The 17,521-nt window shown below is 46.8% G+C and carries 10 protein-coding genes; 7 read left to right on the top strand and 3 right to left on the bottom strand.

Annotated features, from left to right (window positions below; genetic code table 11):
- From VFC92_11115 to VFC92_11145, 7 genes are all read left to right on the top strand, one after another.
- A complete protein-coding gene (locus VFC92_11115; protein ID HZK08738.1) occupies positions 1–903 on the top strand; it encodes a sugar phosphate nucleotidyltransferase in 903 nt (300 codons plus the stop codon).
- A gap of 5 nt (positions 904–908) precedes the next feature.
- Positions 909–2,018, top strand: coding sequence for an aminoglycoside phosphotransferase family protein (locus VFC92_11120; GenBank protein HZK08739.1), 1,110 nt, complete (start codon positions 909–911; stop codon positions 2,016–2,018).
- Between the two features lie 326 nt (positions 2,019–2,344).
- Complete coding sequence (locus VFC92_11125) at positions 2,345–4,312, top strand: SUMF1/EgtB/PvdO family nonheme iron enzyme (GenBank protein HZK08740.1); 1,968 nt, start codon at positions 2,345–2,347, stop codon at positions 4,310–4,312.
- 330 nt (positions 4,313–4,642) lie between these two features.
- Entirely contained in the window at positions 4,643–6,562 is a 1,920-nt protein-coding gene (locus tag VFC92_11130; GenBank protein HZK08741.1) for an SUMF1/EgtB/PvdO family nonheme iron enzyme, read from the top strand.
- Between the two features lie 222 nt (positions 6,563–6,784).
- The gene (locus VFC92_11135) at positions 6,785–8,713 is read left to right on the top strand and encodes an SUMF1/EgtB/PvdO family nonheme iron enzyme (GenBank protein HZK08742.1); all 1,929 of its coding nucleotides are present in this window, start codon (positions 6,785–6,787) and stop codon (positions 8,711–8,713) included.
- 485 nt (positions 8,714–9,198) lie between these two features.
- Positions 9,199–9,357 (top strand): SUMF1/EgtB/PvdO family nonheme iron enzyme, encoded by a 159-nt coding sequence (locus VFC92_11140; GenBank protein ID HZK08743.1) that lies wholly within the window; start codon positions 9,199–9,201, stop codon positions 9,355–9,357.
- A gap of 496 nt (positions 9,358–9,853) precedes the next feature.
- Positions 9,854–11,668, top strand: coding sequence for an LPP20 family lipoprotein (locus tag VFC92_11145; GenBank protein HZK08744.1), 1,815 nt, complete (start codon positions 9,854–9,856; stop codon positions 11,666–11,668).
- A gap of 113 nt (positions 11,669–11,781) precedes the next feature.
- Here VFC92_11145 and VFC92_11150 read toward each other — a convergent pair whose 3' ends face one another.
- From VFC92_11150 to VFC92_11160, 3 genes are all read right to left on the bottom strand, one after another.
- The gene (locus tag VFC92_11150) at positions 11,782–13,332 is read right to left on the bottom strand and encodes a hypothetical protein (protein HZK08745.1); all 1,551 of its coding nucleotides are present in this window, start codon (positions 13,330–13,332) and stop codon (positions 11,782–11,784) included.
- A gap of 133 nt (positions 13,333–13,465) precedes the next feature.
- Positions 13,466–14,620, bottom strand: coding sequence for a T9SS type A sorting domain-containing protein (locus VFC92_11155; protein HZK08746.1), 1,155 nt, complete (start codon positions 14,618–14,620; stop codon positions 13,466–13,468).
- A gap of 236 nt (positions 14,621–14,856) precedes the next feature.
- Positions 14,857–17,521 (bottom strand): T9SS type A sorting domain-containing protein (locus VFC92_11160; protein HZK08747.1); only part of this gene is annotated, 2,665 nt, incomplete at its 5' end.

Genomic DNA, 17,521 nt, shown 5'->3' on the forward strand with positions numbered 1-17,521 from the left:
ATTAAACCAACACTCCTGGTGCTGGCTGCCGGTATGGGAAGCCGCTACGGCGGATTAAAACAGATCGACAAAATTGGGCCGTCGGGCGAAGCCATCCTCGACTATTCGGTGTACGACGCCATCAGAGCCGGCTTTGGCAAAGTGGTGTTTGTGATCCGTCACGAACTTGAAGAGGATTTCCGGAGCTTTTTCGATCATAAACTAAAAGGCAGAATTGAGGTAGAATACGCCTTTCAGGAACTCGACAATGTGCCCGAAGGGATTGCTGTTTCGGCTGATCGCAAAAAACCCTGGGGTACAGGACACGCCATCCTCGTGGCAAGGGATTTTATCAAGGAGCCTTTTGCAGCCATCAATGCCGACGATTTTTATGGTGCTGGCGCTTATCAGGCTGTAGCCGAATATTTTAAAAATAACGACAACCCCAGCCATCATTGTATGGTAGGATACCGTCTCGGAACCACTCTGTCAGAACATGGCACCGTGTCGCGGGGCGTTTGCGTCACCGACAAGGCAGGCTTTCTGGAAAGTATCCGCGAAGTGACCAACATCGGTCAGAAAAATGGCCTGCCAGGTTACGAAGATACCGCCGGACAATGGCAGCCGCTCAAAGGTGACGAAATCGTTTCGATGAACATTTGGGGGTTTTATCCCGAAATGTTTGGGGTTTTCCGTGAAGGTTTTACCAATTTTATCCAGCGCGCTAAAGACGATCCCAAAGCTGAATATTTCATTGCGCTTCCGCTGATGGATGCCATCCGCCACGGCAAGGGGAAGATTAAAGTTTTAAAAACCGATGACCAGTGGTTTGGCGTAACTTATAAGGATGATAAAGCTGTGGCCATCGAAAGCATCAACCGTTTTATTAATGCCGGGAAATACCCAGACAACCTTTGGAAATAGTGACAATGCAAAAGTTTTCTTCTCAGGATATTTCTCCGATAATCAGTCGCTTTCCCATCCGAGGCACTTTTACGCATGCGATTCCACTCAAGACCGGGCATATCAACGATACGCTGCTGGTGCATGTGGACGACCGCAAGCAACCTGATTATGTGCTGCAACGCATCAATACCCATATTTTCAGGAATGTTGATCAATTGATGGAAAACATCTGGAATGTCACCAGCCATCTGCAGAAAAAGATGAGCAATGATGATTACACCGGTGAAAAATTAGGAACTTTGGAACTGGTAAAGACCACGGACGATCGGTTGTACTGTACCGATGCTGAGGGCGGTTGCTGGCGGTGCTTCATTTACTGTCGTAACAATGTTGGCGCTAGTGCACACATTACCACGGCTATCGCTGCCGAGGGAGGCAGGGCGCTGGGATTGTTTCAGTCGATGCTGGCCGATTTGCCGGCGCTACGACTACATCAGACTATTCCCGATTTTCACGATCTTCCCTCACGGCTGCTGCAATTTGAAACTGCCATGCAAAAAGACCCGCAAAAACGATCTCTCGTAACGGTTTTAGAAATTGAAGCTATTAGAAGTCGGGCCGATGGGATGTTGCTGGTTTACCGGCTGGCAGAAGAAGGGAAAATTCCGCTGCGCATCACCCACAACGACACAAAAATTAACAACATCCTCTTCGATGACCAGGAGAAAGCCCTTTGCCTGGTCGATCTCGATACCGTGATGCCCGGCTATGTCCACTTCGACTTTGGCGATGCAATCCGCACGCTGGCAAGCACTGCCACAGAGGACGATCCTGAAATAGAAAATATCGCTGTCGATTTAAACCTGTACGAAAGTTTTGCGCAGGGTTATCTCAAGGTGATGAAAGATGTGCTCACTCCTACAGAAATTGAGACGCTTGCTTATTCAGCCCGCCTGATGACTTACATTATGGCCGTGCGTTTTTTCACCGATTATTTGCTTGGCGACACCTATTATAAAACCAACTATCCTGACCACAACCTCGTCCGCACCCGCAACCAACTGGCGCTGCTGCAAGCCATGGAAGCAGCCTCCGATAAAATGGAATCGATCATCCGGGAAATTGTGGATTAGTTTTAACTGGGCGAAATCATTAGCCCGGCTTGTTTTTTTACCTCACCCCCGGCCCCTCTCCAATTGAAGAGGGGCGCACTTCTGCCGGGGCTTTATGGGAGTTCGCCAGGCGGAATGCTTCGTTTGGGTTTTACTTGGGTTTGGTCGAGGTTGTACCTCGTCCACTTTATTTTTGCAGGCTTAGCCTGTTGTGAAACAGCCACTTGCATAAACTTGTTATTCGCACTAAAAAATCTCATCCTGCCTCGCCCACCTTTCTCCTAATTTAAAACCAGTCTAACGACCTTTTTCTTTACTTTTGCTTCCGTTACAAAAAGATCGAAAAGATGAAAAAACTATTAATCCTGATTTTGACGTGCTTTATCACCGTTACCCTTTATCCGCAGAAGACTAAACAAATGCACATCGTCGGGAAGCCGCAACTGCTGCCCAACGAGATGGTGGCCAAGCAGGATGCAAATGGCGAATATGCGGCTGCAATACAGGTGATTTCTGAATTGGAGGGGTTGAGTTATGATGCAAATGATGGCATGGTTACCGGCATCGATCATTGGCCGGGTAAAGATATGGTGTATGTAACCCACCGCGAACGCATGCTTTATGTTTATAAACAGGGCTACGAACCCTTCAAAATTATCCTTTCTGATCATGGCATCGTATTGAAGTCGCGGCAAGTGTGGGAAGTCAAAATCTCCGGCGATGAAACCGCCGATGTGCTGCCGGTTACCTTCCGTTTTACGCCCGCCGATGCTACCCTTTTTATCGATGGTAAAAATGCCGGAAAGGAGCTAACCCAAAACCTGAACGTAGGCGAACATCAGATAAGATTGGAAAAAGCTGGCTATCAAACCATCGAGAAAACGGTTACCGTTAATGAAAAGCAAGTGTTTTTTCAATGGCAGATGGAAGATGATCCCGATGCTGGATTGCAGATTACCACCACGCCTGCAGGAGCAACCATTTTGCTTGATGGCGTAAGGATTGGCGAAAGCCCGGTGGCTGCATTTTATCCACCCGGCACCTATCCAATAAAGATCTCCAAAGAAGGCTATGTGACCATCGAAAATGAAACCCTCGAAGTAAAAGTGCCACAAACCCGAAAGAGCTACACCCTCGACGAAAACGTGGGCTATCTCACCATAAATACCAACCCCGGAGCCACGATTTATTTTAACGATCAAAAGATCAACAACCCAAAAAACGTAAAACTTGCACCACAGTTGGTAAAAGTAAAAGTGACCATGCCCAAGGCCGAAACGCTTGAACAGCAGGTGGCACTTAAACTCAATGATAAACTTTCGCTGGATATGTTCTCCAACGTGCAAACCGGAACCCTGCAGGTTGCCTTAACTCCCTTCGATGCCAAAATTGAACTTACCGGCGATGCCGGCGAAAAATACACCGCCGAGGGAATGAAGATTTTTGAAGAAATCCCCGTTGGTGTTTATACCATAAAAGTGAGCGCTGCCGGCTATACCGCCGCCACTGAAACCGCCACCGTAAAGCAAGACGAAACCACCAAAAAAACCATTAACCTTGTAAAGATTAATGCCGGCAATACCAGCACAGGTGGCGCTACAGCTACTTCTGATGATGGCATCGAAATGATCTTTGTAAAAGGCGGCACTTTTACCATGGGCTGCACTAGTGAGCAAAGCGATTGCTCTGGGAATGAAAAGCCCACCCACCAGGTTACGCTCAGCGATTTTCAGATCGGGAAATATCAGGTGACGCAAAAGCAGTGGCGGGAGGTGATGGGCGCTTCGACTTTGCGCAGCAACCCAAGCTATTATAAAGGTTGTGATGATTGCCCGGTTGAAAATGTAAGCTGGAAGGATGCCACGGAATATTGTAAATGGCTGAGGAGCCGTAAAACAGGTAAACTTTATCGTTTACCTACTGAAGCTGAATGGGAGTACGCCGCGCGTGGTGGGGCTTCGACAAGCTCAGCCACCGGTGCAACCAAATACGCTGGCAGTAATAATATTAATGAAGTGGCGTGGTATTCTGGTAATAGTTACAGTAAAACCCACCCGGTGGGACAGAAAAAGCCCAACAAACTTGGCATTTATGATATGAGTGGCAATGTGTGGGAGTGGTGTAGCGACTTGTATGGGAATTACAGCAGCGGCAGCCAAACCAATCCGAATGGAGCTTCCACAAGTACTTACCGCGTTCTCCGGGGCGGCTCGTGGTACGACAGCTACGGGTTCTGCCGCGTGGCCTTGCGCAACCTCGACAACCCGGTCAGCAGGAGCAGCAATTTCGGGTTCCGGCTCGCCCAGGACTTTTAAACTTTATTACTTTCACACTATTACCCTTTTGTTCTTTTATTTTTATTGAATGGCTGAAAACGAAAGCATCATCGCAAAAACGCAGGATGCCCCTGTTCCCAATAGTTTACCCTGTGAAATAAGGCGAAGCCTTCCGCAAAGCGGATTTCGCAGGGTGAAGTTGGTTTGCTTTTCCGGTCTTGCCTTTTGAGCTAAAGTAGGCATGGCTTAAGAAAAATCTTCTATTTTTGGAGCGGCTTTTATACCTGCCTCTTCTTTATGAAAAAATTATTGATCCTTCTTCTTGCTTGTTTACTTTTTTCTTCTGCCTTTGCCCAGGAGCTTAAAAAGATGGAAATCATCGGTAAGCCGCAAAAGCTCACCACCGGCGAAATGGTTGCCCGGCGCGATCAGAACGGGAATTACTGTGCAGCCATCCAGGTGGTTTCGGATATGGATGGCTTTAGCTACGATTCGTTTGATGGCATCGTTGGCGACATACTCGACAACCCGGGCGAAGACATTGTTTATCTCACCAAAAGTGAGCGCGTTTTAAAGATTTTCAGAATTGGCTATGAACCATTGCAAATCATTCTTTCTGATGTTGGAATTGTGCTGAAGGAGCGCGAAATATGGCAGATCAAAATTGCCGGTGAAGAAACCGCCGATGTGCTGCCGGTTACTTTCCGGTTTACGCCCGCCGATGCCACCCTTTTTATTGATGGTAAAAATGTCGGCAGTAAGCTAACGCAGGAGCTGAGCGTGGGCGAGCACCAGGTTAAGTTGGTGCGCGATGGCTATCAGACCATCGAGAAAAATATTGATGTAAATAAAGGAAAAGTGTTTTTTGATTGGCAGATGGAAAAAGAGCCGGATGCCGGATTGCAGATTACCACCGAACCTTCCGGAGCCACTATTTTTCTTGATGGTGTGGAATTAGGTGAAAGTCCGATTGCCATTTTTTATCCGCCTGGGATTTATCATATAACAATTACTAAAAGGGGGTGTTTTTCCATTGAAAATGAAACGCTCGAAGTGAAATTGCCCCAAACTACCAAAAGCTTCATCCTTGAAGAAAATGTGGGTCTTCTCACCATCAACACACGACCCGAAGCTAAGGTCTATTTTAATGGGGAGCTTGTTTCTAATCCCGAAAAGGTAAAGCTTTCCCCGCAACTGGTAAAAATTAAGGTTACCATGCCTAAAGCGGCTGACCTTGAACAACAGATTGTACTAAAAAAAGACGACGACATTGTGCTGGATATGTACCCTGACATCCAAGTCGGAACCTTGCAGGTAGCCGTAACTCCATTTGATGCTGCTATAGAACTTACCGGTGATGCCGGAGAGCATTACATTGCGCAGGGTATGAAGATTTTCAGTGATATTCCTGTGGGAACCTACACATTAAAGATTGCTGCCGAAGGCCATAGAACCGCTGAAGAAATTCTGGTTTTAAAAGCCAGCGAAAAACTCAGCAAGAGCATTTCCCTCGAACAAGGAAGTGATCCCGAACCTGATACTGAAAAGGTCGTATCCCTTGAAAAAGTAAATTACACAGATCACGGTATCGATATGGTTTTTGTAAAAGGCGGCACCTTTACCATGGGCTGCACCAGCGAACAAAGCAACTGCCGTGGTGACGAAAAGCCCACTCACCAGGTTACGCTGAGTGATTTTTACATAGGGAAATATGAGGTAACACAAAAGCAATGGCGAGAAGTGATGGGTGCTTCGACTTCGTTCAGCAACCCAAGTTATAATACAGGTTGTGATAATTGTCCGGTTGAAATGGTAAGTTGGAATGATGTGCAGGAGTTTATTAAAAAGCTGAACCAAAAAACAGGGAAAAAGTACCGCCTGCCTACTGAAGCCGAATGGGAGTATGCCGCGCGTGGTGGGGCAAAATCGGACGTTGAGCGAAGTCGAAACGCCGATTTTAAATATGCCGGTAGCAACAATATCGATGAGGTGGCCTGGTACCGCGAAAACAGCGGCATGAGAACCCACCCGGTGGGGCAGAAAAAGCCCAACGAACTGGGTATCTATGATATGACCGGCAATGTGTGGGAGTGGTGTAGCGACTGGCATGGCAGATATGGGAATGTCGACAAATCAAATCCCCTTGGGGCATCATCTGGCTCCAGTCGCGTCTTGCGCGGAGGTAGCTGGCATTTCGATACCAAATACTGCAGGTTGTCCTATCGCGGAAACTATAATCCTGATAATCCTGGAAACAATAGTGGTTTCCGTCTTGCGCGTTCCCTATAGTTTACCCTGTTAAATAGGGCGAAGCCTTCCGCAAAGCGGATTTCACAGGGTAAAGTTGGTTAGCTATTGCTGCCATACCTTTTGAGCTAAGGCAGGCGAGGTGCCATTAAAAATTCCAATTTTTGAAATGCTTTTATTACACGCTTTTTTATGAAAAACTTACTGCTTCTTCTTCTGACTTGTCTACTGTTTAACCATGCCTTTGCCCAGGAGCTTAAAAAAATGGAAATCATCGGTAAGCCCCAAAAGCTCAACACCGGCGAAATGGTTGCCCGGCGCGATCAGAACGGGAATTACTGCGCAGCCATCCAGATGGTTTCGGATATGGATGGCTTTAGCTACGATTCGTTTGATGGCATCGTTGGCGACATACTCGACAACCCGGGCGAAGACATTGTTTATCTCACCAAAAGCGAGCGCGTTTTAAAGATTTTCAGAATTGGCTACGAACCCTTGCAAATCATCCTTTCTGATCATGGAGTTGTGCTAAAGGAGCGCGAAATATGGCAGATCAAAATTGCCGGCAACGAAAGCGCCGATGTGCTGCCGGTTACCTTCCGGTTTACGCCCACTGATGCGTCCCTTTTTATTGATGGTAAAACTGTCGGAAAGGAGCTAACCCAAAACCTAAGTATTGGCAAACATCAGATAAGATTAGAAAAAACTGGCTACCAAGCCATCGAGAAAACTGTTACAGTTAACGAAAAACAAGTATTTTTTGAATGGCAGATGGAAAAAGTTTCGGATGCCGGATTGCAGATTACCACCACGCCTGCGGGAGCTGTAATTTTTCTGGATGGTGTAAAATTGGGCGAAAGCCCTGTGTCTGCATTTTATCCACCCGGAACCTATCCAATAAAGATTACAAAGGATGGCTGTATTTCCATCGAAAATGAAATGCTGGAAGTAAAGCTGCCTCAAACCACCAAAAGCTACACCCTTGATGACAATGTAGGTCAGCTCACCATCAACACACGACCCGAAGCCACCGTTTATTTTAATGAAGAGCCTGTTTCCAACCCCCAAAAGGTAAAGCTTTCCCCGCAACTGGTAAAAATTAAGGTTACCATGCCTAAAGCGGCTGACCTTGAACAACAGATTGTACTAAAAAAAGACGACGACATTGTGCTGGATATGTACCCGGACATCCAAGTCGGAACCCTGCAGGTAGCCGTAACTCCATTTGATGCCAAAATTGAACTTACCGGCGATGCCGGCGAAAAACACACCGTCGAGGGAATGAAAATATTTGAAGAAATCCCTGTTGGCACCTACACCATAAAAGTGAGCGCTGCCGGCTATACCACCGTCACCGAAACTGCCACAGTAAAGCAAGCCGAAATCATCAAAAAAACTATAAATCTTGCAAAACCCAATGCCGACAATGCAAGTACAGGTGTTGGTACAACTATTTCTGCTGATGGCCTCGAAATGATTCTTGTAACAGGCGGCACCTTTACCATGGGTTGCGCCAGCGAACAAGGCGATTGTGAAACGGACGAAAAACCTACCCACCAGGTTACGGTGAGCGATTTTTACATAGGGAAATATGAGGTAAGCCAAGAACAATGGCGGGAAGTGATGGGTGCTTCGACTTCGTTCGGTTCCGCTCACCAACCAGCGCTCAGCAGCCCAAGCTATTTTAAAGATTGCGATGATTGCCCGGTGGAAATGGTAAGTTGGGATGATGTGCAGGAGTTTATTAAAAAGCTGAACCAAAAAACAGGGAAAGAGTACCGCTTGCCTACCGAGGCTGAGTGGGAGTATGCCTCAAGAGGTGGGGCAAAATCGGACGTTGAGCGAAGTCGAAACGCCGATTTTAAATACGCAGGCAGTAATAATATTGATGAAGTGGCGTGGTATGATGGCAACAGCGGTAGCAAAACCCACCAGGTGGGACTGAAAAAGCCCAACGAACTGGATATTCATGATATGAGTGGCAACGTGTGGGAGTGGTGTAGCGACTGGTATGGAAATTACAGCAGTGGAAGTCAGACCAATCCGCAGGGATCTTCTTCAGGTTCTTACCGTGTTTTGCGCGGCGGTAGCTGGAGCAACCTTGCCGGGGACTGCCGTGTGCCCATTCGCATCGACGGCACGCCCGACGGCCGCTACCACGACGGCGGTTTTCGGTTGGCCTGTTCCCCATAGTTTACCCTGTGAAATAAGGCGAAGTCTTCCGCAAAGCGGATTTCGCAGGGTGAAGGTGGTTTGCTTTTGCGGTTCTGCCTTTTGAGCTAAGGCGGGCGGGTGTCCCCATCATCCCGAAGGGATGGCATATTTCTAGCAAAACCGGTGATAGGCAAATCTTCGACCCCGCAGGGGTCGCATTTCTCCACACACCCGGCTTTCTATAAATATTTGACCCCTGCGGGGTCGGGTGAACCGGAGTGTTTCCATAGCTTACACTGGAAAGTACCGGGGTTTGGACGAGGCTGTGGTGGCTGTGGTGGCTGAGCCTAAGCTGAACAAAGCCAAAGTCAGGGCTTGACTCAAAGTCAAACCCTGACTAAACGCTGGAAAGTTGCCCGGCGTTTGGGCGAGGTTGTGCCTCGTCCTGATTATTTTTACAGGCCTTTGCCTGTTTTATTTACGCAAAAGTTTGTTTTGAAAGCAGGCGCAGCCTGCAGAAATAGATGCAGCTTAGGCGCAGCAAAACTTCAGGTTCTTACCGTGTTTTGCGCGGCGGTAGCTGGAGCAACCTTGCCGGGGACTGCCGTGTGCCCATTCGCATCGACGGCACGCCCGACGGCCGCTACCACGACGGCGGTTTTCGGTTGGCCTGTTCCCCATAGGTTACCCTGTGAAATAAGGCGAAGCCTTCCGCAATGCGGATTTCACAGGGTGAAGGTGGTTTGCTTTTCCGATCCTGCCTTTTGAGCTAAGGCGGGCGGGTGTCCCCATCATCCCGAAGGGATGGTATGTTTCTAGCAAAACCGGTGATAGGCAAATCTTCGACCCCGCAGGGGTCGCATTTCTCCACACACCCGGCTTTCTATAAATATTTGACCCCTGCGGGGTCGGGTTAACCGGAGTGTTTCCGTAGCTTACACTGGAAAGTCGGTACAAAATTAGACGGAGGCTGTGACGGCTGAGCCTAAGCCGAACAAAGCCAAAGTCAGGGCTTGACTCAAAGTCAAACCCTGACTAACTATAAAGTGTGAAAGAATATCTTAAAAAATTGTTTGAGAAAGCAACGGCTATCTAACCACCAATAAATTGGGTGGTTTAAGTACGATGTGTAACAAAAACCCCTACTTTTGTTGATGAATCAAAATCAAAAAACCTGAAATGAAGATCACCCCGTTTTTGTTGTTGCTGCTTTTTGGCGTTTCCGCGCTGGCACAATCTCCATCCAAATCCTTCATTATCAACTCGCGTGAATATTATTACGGAACTGGCGTTTCCACCGACGAAAGCCGTGCGCTCCAGGAAGCCATCCGCGAGCTGAGCGAGATGATCTCGGTAACGGTGAAAAGCAATTTCGAGCAGCGGGCAAGAGAGGTAAACATGCAGGTGGAGGAGTTTGCGGAATCAATTGTTGAGACCTACTCTACGGCAACCCTCAAAAATGTGAAGCAAATCCGTACCATCCTGCCCGACGGACAAACGGAAATATTTTGCTACCTCTCGGCCGATGCCGTAAAACACCTGTACGACGAACGCGCCGAAATGGCGTATCAAATGTATCAAAACAGCCTCGAAAATATTAAGGCAGGTCAGTTGGCTTTTGCATTGAAAAATCTGTTTTTCGGTAACCTGCTTGTCAAATCTCTTCCCAACGAAAGGGTTATCTTCAACGAAAAAGAGATCAGCCTAGAGATCCCCCGAACCCTCAACAGCGTGATGCAGGGGATACAATTCCGGCTTACTGCCGACAGGATGATCAGCAGCCGTGAACGGCAACTCTGCTTCGATGTTACCTATCTCGACAAGCCCATCTCGCTTCTACATTTCAGGTTTTGGGACGGCAACCAGCTCGCAGGCAACGGGCAGGTGCGCGACGGAAAAGCGACAGTGAAATTGGTAGGCAACAGCGTAGAATTTGACGAGCTGAAAATGTTTGTGGAATATACTTACTATAATTCCCGCCAGGAGTTCAAAGCTGTGGAAGAGCTTTGGGAACTGGTGAAGCTGCCGGTATTTAAAAACGAGTTTGCCATCGACCTCACACATTTGGCAAATAGTCCCGACACACGGAACATTCCAGCAAAAACTGATTTGATGATAGAAGCGAATAGAGATGTGGACGCTACCAAGCAGCTTTTGCTGGCAGCCAATGACTTTATCGCTGTGCTCGAAAAAGGTAAGGAATCTCTGGTAAGGGAGCAATACGCGAATGATGAATTTTTGTGTAACAAAATTTCGGCTTACATGAGCAACAACCATCCTGAGCCTGCTGCGGGATATCTCGAAGCTGCTGTGAATAAAACGCGGTCGGGCTACGAGATTCGCAAAATGATGGTGAACCACTACTACCCGAGCCTGCACAAACAAGCCACCGAATACCTCGTCCTGGATTTTGATACCGCCGGCACTCTCGTCGATTTCAATCTTTGTATTACCGACGATCTGTATGAGAAATTTGTGCAGCAGGTCGAGTATGGCGACGATTGGGGCAACCGCCAGGAGATCATTAAGTTTATCGAAAAATACCGGACGGCCTTCATTTGCCGCGACATCGAAACCATCAACCTGATGTTTGCCGAAGAGGCATTGATACTTGTCGGGCGCAAAATACAGCCGCGGATGAATCCCGCCTCCGAAGTTACCTATCAGCAACTTCCCGGGCAGCCAGGCTTTGAGCAGATACAGCTTACCAAAAGGGATTACATCGAACGGCAGCGCAGGGTTTTTGGGAGTCAGAAGGATATTTTTATCGATTTCAGCACTTTTGAAATCATCAAGAAAAACAATGCGCCGCAGGTGTACGGTGTGGAGATGCGGCAGAACTACTCTTCCACCACCTATGCCGACGAAGGTTACCTGTTTCTGCTTATCGACTTCAATGGCATCGACCCGTTGATTTATATTCGTGCCTGGCAGCCCAACGAGTGGGATTCATCCGCGCTCGTCAACACCTCAAACTTTAGGATTTATAAATAGGTGTTGACCAAATTCCGCCTCGTACGGGACGGAACAATCGTTTGGAATATTCTTTCTATCCATATTTCATCCCTGACGGGATGTTCAGCCAACCATTGTTGAACCATCCGGCTCTAATTAAAAATCAGCTTGTTGATATAAAAAACGGAGCGTTTGCTGCCTCCACCTACGTCGCTGTTGCGCAGGGTCTGGTAGCCCCAGGCAAGATAATAATTGTTGTACCAGTGTGCGGTCATGCCATTGGAAGCCTCCAACTGCACGTCGCCCGGGTTTTTGGTGGCGAGCCTGGTTTTTTCCACCTCACCAATGTCGTAGTAACCATCGATGATTTTTGAAACGATGCGTCCGTTGTCGTTATAAAAGATCACCAACTCCTTACCAGCGCTGCTGGTCTCCACGCGCCGTAGCAATTGCATCGACCGCATATCCCAGATTTTTATGCCGTTGCTCCAGAGGAGACTTCCCTGCTTATCGAAACCGGCAACAAAAGCATTGAAGTAGCGGTAGCCATCAAAAACATTGTAATAATAGGGCATTGGCCGGCCATAGAAATCATAGCTCATGGTAGTTACCTGGTGGTATTCGGGATAATATACCTCGGCAAGCATCACAAATTCCCCGTCGTGGTGAGAAAGGTCGTGCATCAAAAACTGATAGTTGAGCGACTGCGGCTTACCTCTTTTCTTTTCCTTTTCCACCATGTTTTTTATATCCCGCAACTCTTCGTTATTTAATATGGTGGTAATATTTTTAAAATCGATCAGCTTGTGCAGCCGCAGAAACTGCTGGTTTTGCTTTTCTATTTTGGCAATATAAAAACCTTCGGAAGGTTCGCCCAACTTATCTTCTTCGGAGCGGGGGAGGCTGCCATTGAGACGATTAAAACTTCCCAGAATATACCATTCGTTGGCAGCCGCAATATGTATTTGTACATTCATCAATTTTACCGACGACTGTGCCGGCGTGAGTTGCAGCGTCTCAAGCCGCTCGCCCTGCAAGTTGTAGCTGTTGAGATATATTGCGCTGTTCTTTCGGGATGTGTAAATATTAACAGCCACCAAAACCTGCCGGTTGTGTGGGTTGTAAACGAGATTCTTTATAAAGGATGGATTTTCATTAAAAATCACCGCCTGATCATTGCCGGTGGTGAGGTCGCGTATCAGCAATAAGGCTTCTTCTTTGGGATAATTAAACCCGGCCATCATTATGTTATCGTGTACCTCGAAAGCTATAAGTTCAGCTTTTTCGGGCACAAAAATGCCCTGCGTGCTGTAGGTGCCGCTGGCAAGCTCGATGCTCACCAACTGTAGGTTGTATTCGTCGCGGCGGGGCTTAGAGTATTTGAGCCAGGTAAGATAAATCTGTCCATCGCTCACATACGACTGCGCAAAACCAAAGTCGTTGTACACCGGGATCTCTTTCGACCAGACGGGATTGAGGCTTGAATCGTAAAAAATAAAAACCCATGTTTTTCCCTGATTTTCTATTTGCTTCACACTTTCGTAAAACATCAGTACGCCGGCATCGCCGCAAGGAACCACCTGAAACACTTCGGCGTTGGCGCCAAACTCAACCCGAACCGGAGCGTCGTCGTCCTGCGCCCACAGCGTGGTTGTGGTCATTACCAAAAATAAAAAATACAGAAGTGTGCGTGTGCCTTTCATAGCCGTATCATATCGAAAACTAAATCTATTAAACCATACAGGGACAGAATTATTTTGAGTGGCAAAACAAAAAAAGCGTCACCGGCAAAAGGAGACGCTTTTTTTATGGTAGCTAAGGGTGCAACTTCCGGATTTATTGCACGATTAATTTCTCCATAAAAACGCCTTTTGAAGTTGCGAGTCTTACAAAATATACACCGGATTTTAGGGTAGATAAATCCAAATTCATTTTTTCCTTATTTAAATTGGAGTTTCTTAAAACTACTTTGCCGGTATTATCCAAAACGTCTGCATTGCTTATGATTGTGTTGTTTGCGGTAATGGTAATTAAATCGGAAGCAGGATTTGGATACACACGCAGATTGGCGGCATCAAAGGCCGGGTTTGCAATTCCGACGGAGGTTAAGGTGTCATAATCGTAAATATAATCACAAACATAAATCAAGCTACCCACATTATCCTCGGTGTACCAATGTTGAACTGTAGCCATGTTGTTCATCGCTACTAGATTTTTAGTATCAAACTCCGGCTCTACAGGCAGCACAAGCTGATCAGCGGTGTACGCCATATTGTATTCATACTCTTTTCTATCCGTTACAGTATTGCCATCTTTGTGGTCCCATTTTATGCAATTTTTATTATTGTCATAATAGAACAACTCGGTGCCATAGACGCTCCAATAGCCACTCCAAAAAGATTGTGCTGTAGTTTTAAGCGTCCCGTCTGAATTATATTGGTAATCAATCTTCCATGAATTTTCCATATTACCCGAGTTAAAGTTGTCCTGCCCAATTTCCATAATCACTTGTCCATCATTATTGTACGTCAATGTGCAAATTTGCATTAAGTCTGTTCCGCCCATGTATAGCTCCCAGTTCGTTTGTTTATTATTTTCGTCATAATAATATTTATAAATCCCGCCTAATGTAAAATTGGGTGTTCCGTAGCTGTTGTAGTTCGAGCGCGTCAAGCGATTTCCGTTTTCATCATAGGTGTAATCAATATAAGAAACGTAGGTCCAGGCACCATTTAAAAGCTGATAAAGATCGAGCTTCACGATATTATTAAATTCATCGTACCACAAAGAATCTATCAAATAATCACCGTTTTCGCTTAGCGAATTGGTAGTCTGCAACAGCATGTCGTCGTTGTAAGCGTATTTGTTGTATTCAATATCATCCGAAGAATAAACTTCTGAAAGGGCAAAAAGCTTATCTCCTTTATAATTCTGAGAAAATCCGGCAATGAATAAGGTAATGAGTAGGCCAACCAGTAAAAATCTTTTCATAGTAAATTTGTTTTAAAATTTAAGATTATTAATAATAATTTATAGTACAGCAAAAGTAGAACTTCCCGTTGATGAAGCTGTGTGGGTTAGGAATTGTATCTCTTATTATCCCGGAGCATCACGTCTGTATCCTCTTGTACGCGCAGCTTTCAGCGGCTAACCTATGATATAGCCCCCAACAAAAAAAACGCCCCCAATCAGGAGGCGCTTTTTTATTAATATAAATTTCTAAAGACTTAATTCAGGATGATTCGCTCCACCTTTGTAAAAGTACCTGTGGTAATTCTCAAATGATAAATCCCGCGGGGGAGGTTTCCAAGATCGAGTTGCGTCTGGGCTTCTTCGAGTTTCTGGCGTAGCATCATCTGTCCGTTTTGGTTGGTAACAATCACGCTGGCATCGCGCAACGAAATATTGCCCAGTGCAATGGTGAGTTCACCGCGGGTCGGATTAGGATATACTTTAATTTGAGCGGCATCTGCGGAAGTTTGGTTTTCTATTCCGGTAGCACAGGCGGCCGCGTGATCAACTACCGAAATTCCATTTTCCACAAAATAACCATCTGATGCGTTGCGGCTGGCAAAGGTGACTTCCAGTTCTGATTCAGCATTTTCGAGCTGACGCAGTGATCTAAATTTAACGAGTTCGCCTACGTCCATGCCTTTGGCAAATTCGTCGGTATTGTCGGCGCCAAACACAACAAGCGAGTTGGTATATTGCATTTTATCTACCTGCATCACGCCCATACAATCACCTTTTACGTCGAAAGCGCCAATGATGTCGCCATCGGTAAATCCGGCCAAAGCCTCTCGGGTAAAGCCAAAAACGTGGGTAATCGGTGTGGCGGTAATCATCGGCCAGGGCGAAGCCACAGCAGAAGCGGGCAATACCATAGAAGCTTTAAAACCATTGCAACCCTGATATTTCATCACGAATGGCGAGGCGTTATTTAAAATAAAATATGCTTTTCCGGGAATCAGGTTGCCAATGGTGTTGATGCCCATCTCCGGCCAATAAACTCTGGTGCCTGCGATGTCTTTGATCATGGTAATCTGTGGATAGGCAGCAAACTGCTCTACATTTTCCTCACAGGGTGTGTTCACCGGCAGATACGACCATCCGGCGGGAATCGTCAGTGCGCTCAGCGGATAGCTTACATTTCCGGAAACGGAAACCTGTCCGCTGTTTTGCATTTTTATTTTATACCCTTCTGTAATCTCCAGGTTTCCTAATGTATTGATGTTTTGTCCAGGCCAGTATACGCCCGAATTGTTGGCCATCAGAATCATGTCGTTGGCAATGGATGAGAATACCGTTTCTAAAGCCGGATTGAACGGAGTAACAAACGATGAAAATCCGCTCCAGCCCTGGGGAATGGTGAGTTGCTGCGCATAAGGCTGCAGCAGTGTTACTGTAGATACCTGGCTCACTACTATGCCACATTCGTTATTAAATACAGCCTGATACTCACCCGCATCAGCAGGAATCGCACTAAGAATAAACATGATTGGGCCGGTTTGTCCGGGAATTACATTGCCATTGGCATACCAGGTATATTGTCCTGGCTGAGCACTGGCTACGTTGAAAATGAGGACAAGACTATTGCCGGTTTTGAGCAACTGATCGTTCATGCTGCTGGAAGTAACATAAGGAATGTCGATAATCATTTTCACCTGATCTATGGCCATCGAAGTACATGGGCTGATAGAGCCGGCTGCGATAGTTAGTGTTGCCTCGCGGGCAGCAATATCCTGTGGGCCGGGAATATATACGGGCGAAAGTGAAGAGGTATTATTAAAAGTTCCATCGCCGGAGGTGCTCCAGGTTATAGTGGTGTAATTTTGAGCGCTGCCGCTAAGCTGCCCACCATCGGAGCATACGATTACGTCAGTACCGGCATTGGCAGTTGCGTTGCGAGTGATGGTAAGCGTCTTTGTGCTGGTCTTTGGTAGGCTGCATGGGCTAATGGCGGTTGCCTTCAATTTTAGCACCACGCTACCATTGTTTTTATCGGCATTACCAGGTGTATAAATAGGCTTTAATGTGGTAGTACTGTTAAAGGTTCCGTCGCCACTGGTAGTCCACAACAATGATCCATAATTGGTAGCACTGGCGTTAGAAAGATAATGGGTTTGTGTCTCGCAAATGGTAGCATTGGTACCGGCATTGGCCGCTACGGAACGTTGAATAGTCAGTTGCATGGCATCACTTGCAGATCCCACACAGGGAGCGTTTTGCTGTGCGGTAAGTGTCAGTGTTACCGAACCAGTGGTTTTATCAATTGTGCCGGGTGCATATACCGGAGTCAGTGAGTTAGGATTACTAAAAGTTCCATTGCCGCTGGTAGTCCAAACGAATGAGTTTGTGTATGCCACCGTTCCGCTAAGGGTGTAAGTGTCGGTTTCACATATTTCGGCATCATCACCGGCGCCGGCTGTTGCCTGGCGGATAATGGTGAGCGTTTTTGTGCTGGTCTTGGGCAAGCTGCAAGGACTGATGGCTGTTGCCTTCAATGTTAGCACCACGCTACCATTGTTTTTATCAGTTACGCCAGGAGTATAGGTAGGTTTAAGTGCGGTGGTACTGCTAAAAGTTCCGTCGCCACTGGTAGTCCAAAACAATGATCCATAATTGGTAGCACTGGCGTTAGAAAGATAATGGGTTTGTGTCTCGCAAATGGTAGCATTGGTACCGGCATTGGCCGCTACGGAACGTTGAATGCTTAGCTGCATGGCATCTGAGGCAGATCCCACACAGGGAGCGTTTTGCTGTGCTGAAAGTGTCAGCGTCACCAGACCTGTTATTTTATCACTATTGCCAGGCGTATAAACGGGAGTCAATGAGCTTGGGTTATTAAAGGTTCCGTCGCCGCTGGTTGTCCAGCTGAATGAATTTGTGTGC

Source organism: Bacteroidales bacterium (assembly GCA_035647615.1).
Classification (GTDB): Bacteria; Bacteroidota; Bacteroidia; order Bacteroidales; family 4484-276; genus SABY01.

Coding starts and splice junctions, on each gene's coding strand:
- VFC92_11120 (HZK08739.1), top strand. CDS start 909: ATGCAAAAGTTTTCTTCTCAGGATATTTCTCCGATAATCAGTCGCTTT.
- VFC92_11155 (HZK08746.1), bottom strand. CDS start 14,620: ATGAAAAGATTTTTACTGGTTGGCCTACTCATTACCTTATTCATTGCC.
- VFC92_11150 (HZK08745.1), bottom strand. CDS start 13,332: ATGAAAGGCACACGCACACTTCTGTATTTTTTATTTTTGGTAATGACC.
- VFC92_11145 (HZK08744.1), top strand. CDS start 9,854: ATGAAGATCACCCCGTTTTTGTTGTTGCTGCTTTTTGGCGTTTCCGCG.
- VFC92_11135 (HZK08742.1), top strand. CDS start 6,785: ATGGAAATCATCGGTAAGCCCCAAAAGCTCAACACCGGCGAAATGGTT.
- VFC92_11125 (HZK08740.1), top strand. CDS start 2,345: ATGAAAAAACTATTAATCCTGATTTTGACGTGCTTTATCACCGTTACC.
- VFC92_11140 (HZK08743.1), top strand. CDS start 9,199: ATGCAGCTTAGGCGCAGCAAAACTTCAGGTTCTTACCGTGTTTTGCGC.
- VFC92_11130 (HZK08741.1), top strand. CDS start 4,643: ATGGAAATCATCGGTAAGCCGCAAAAGCTCACCACCGGCGAAATGGTT.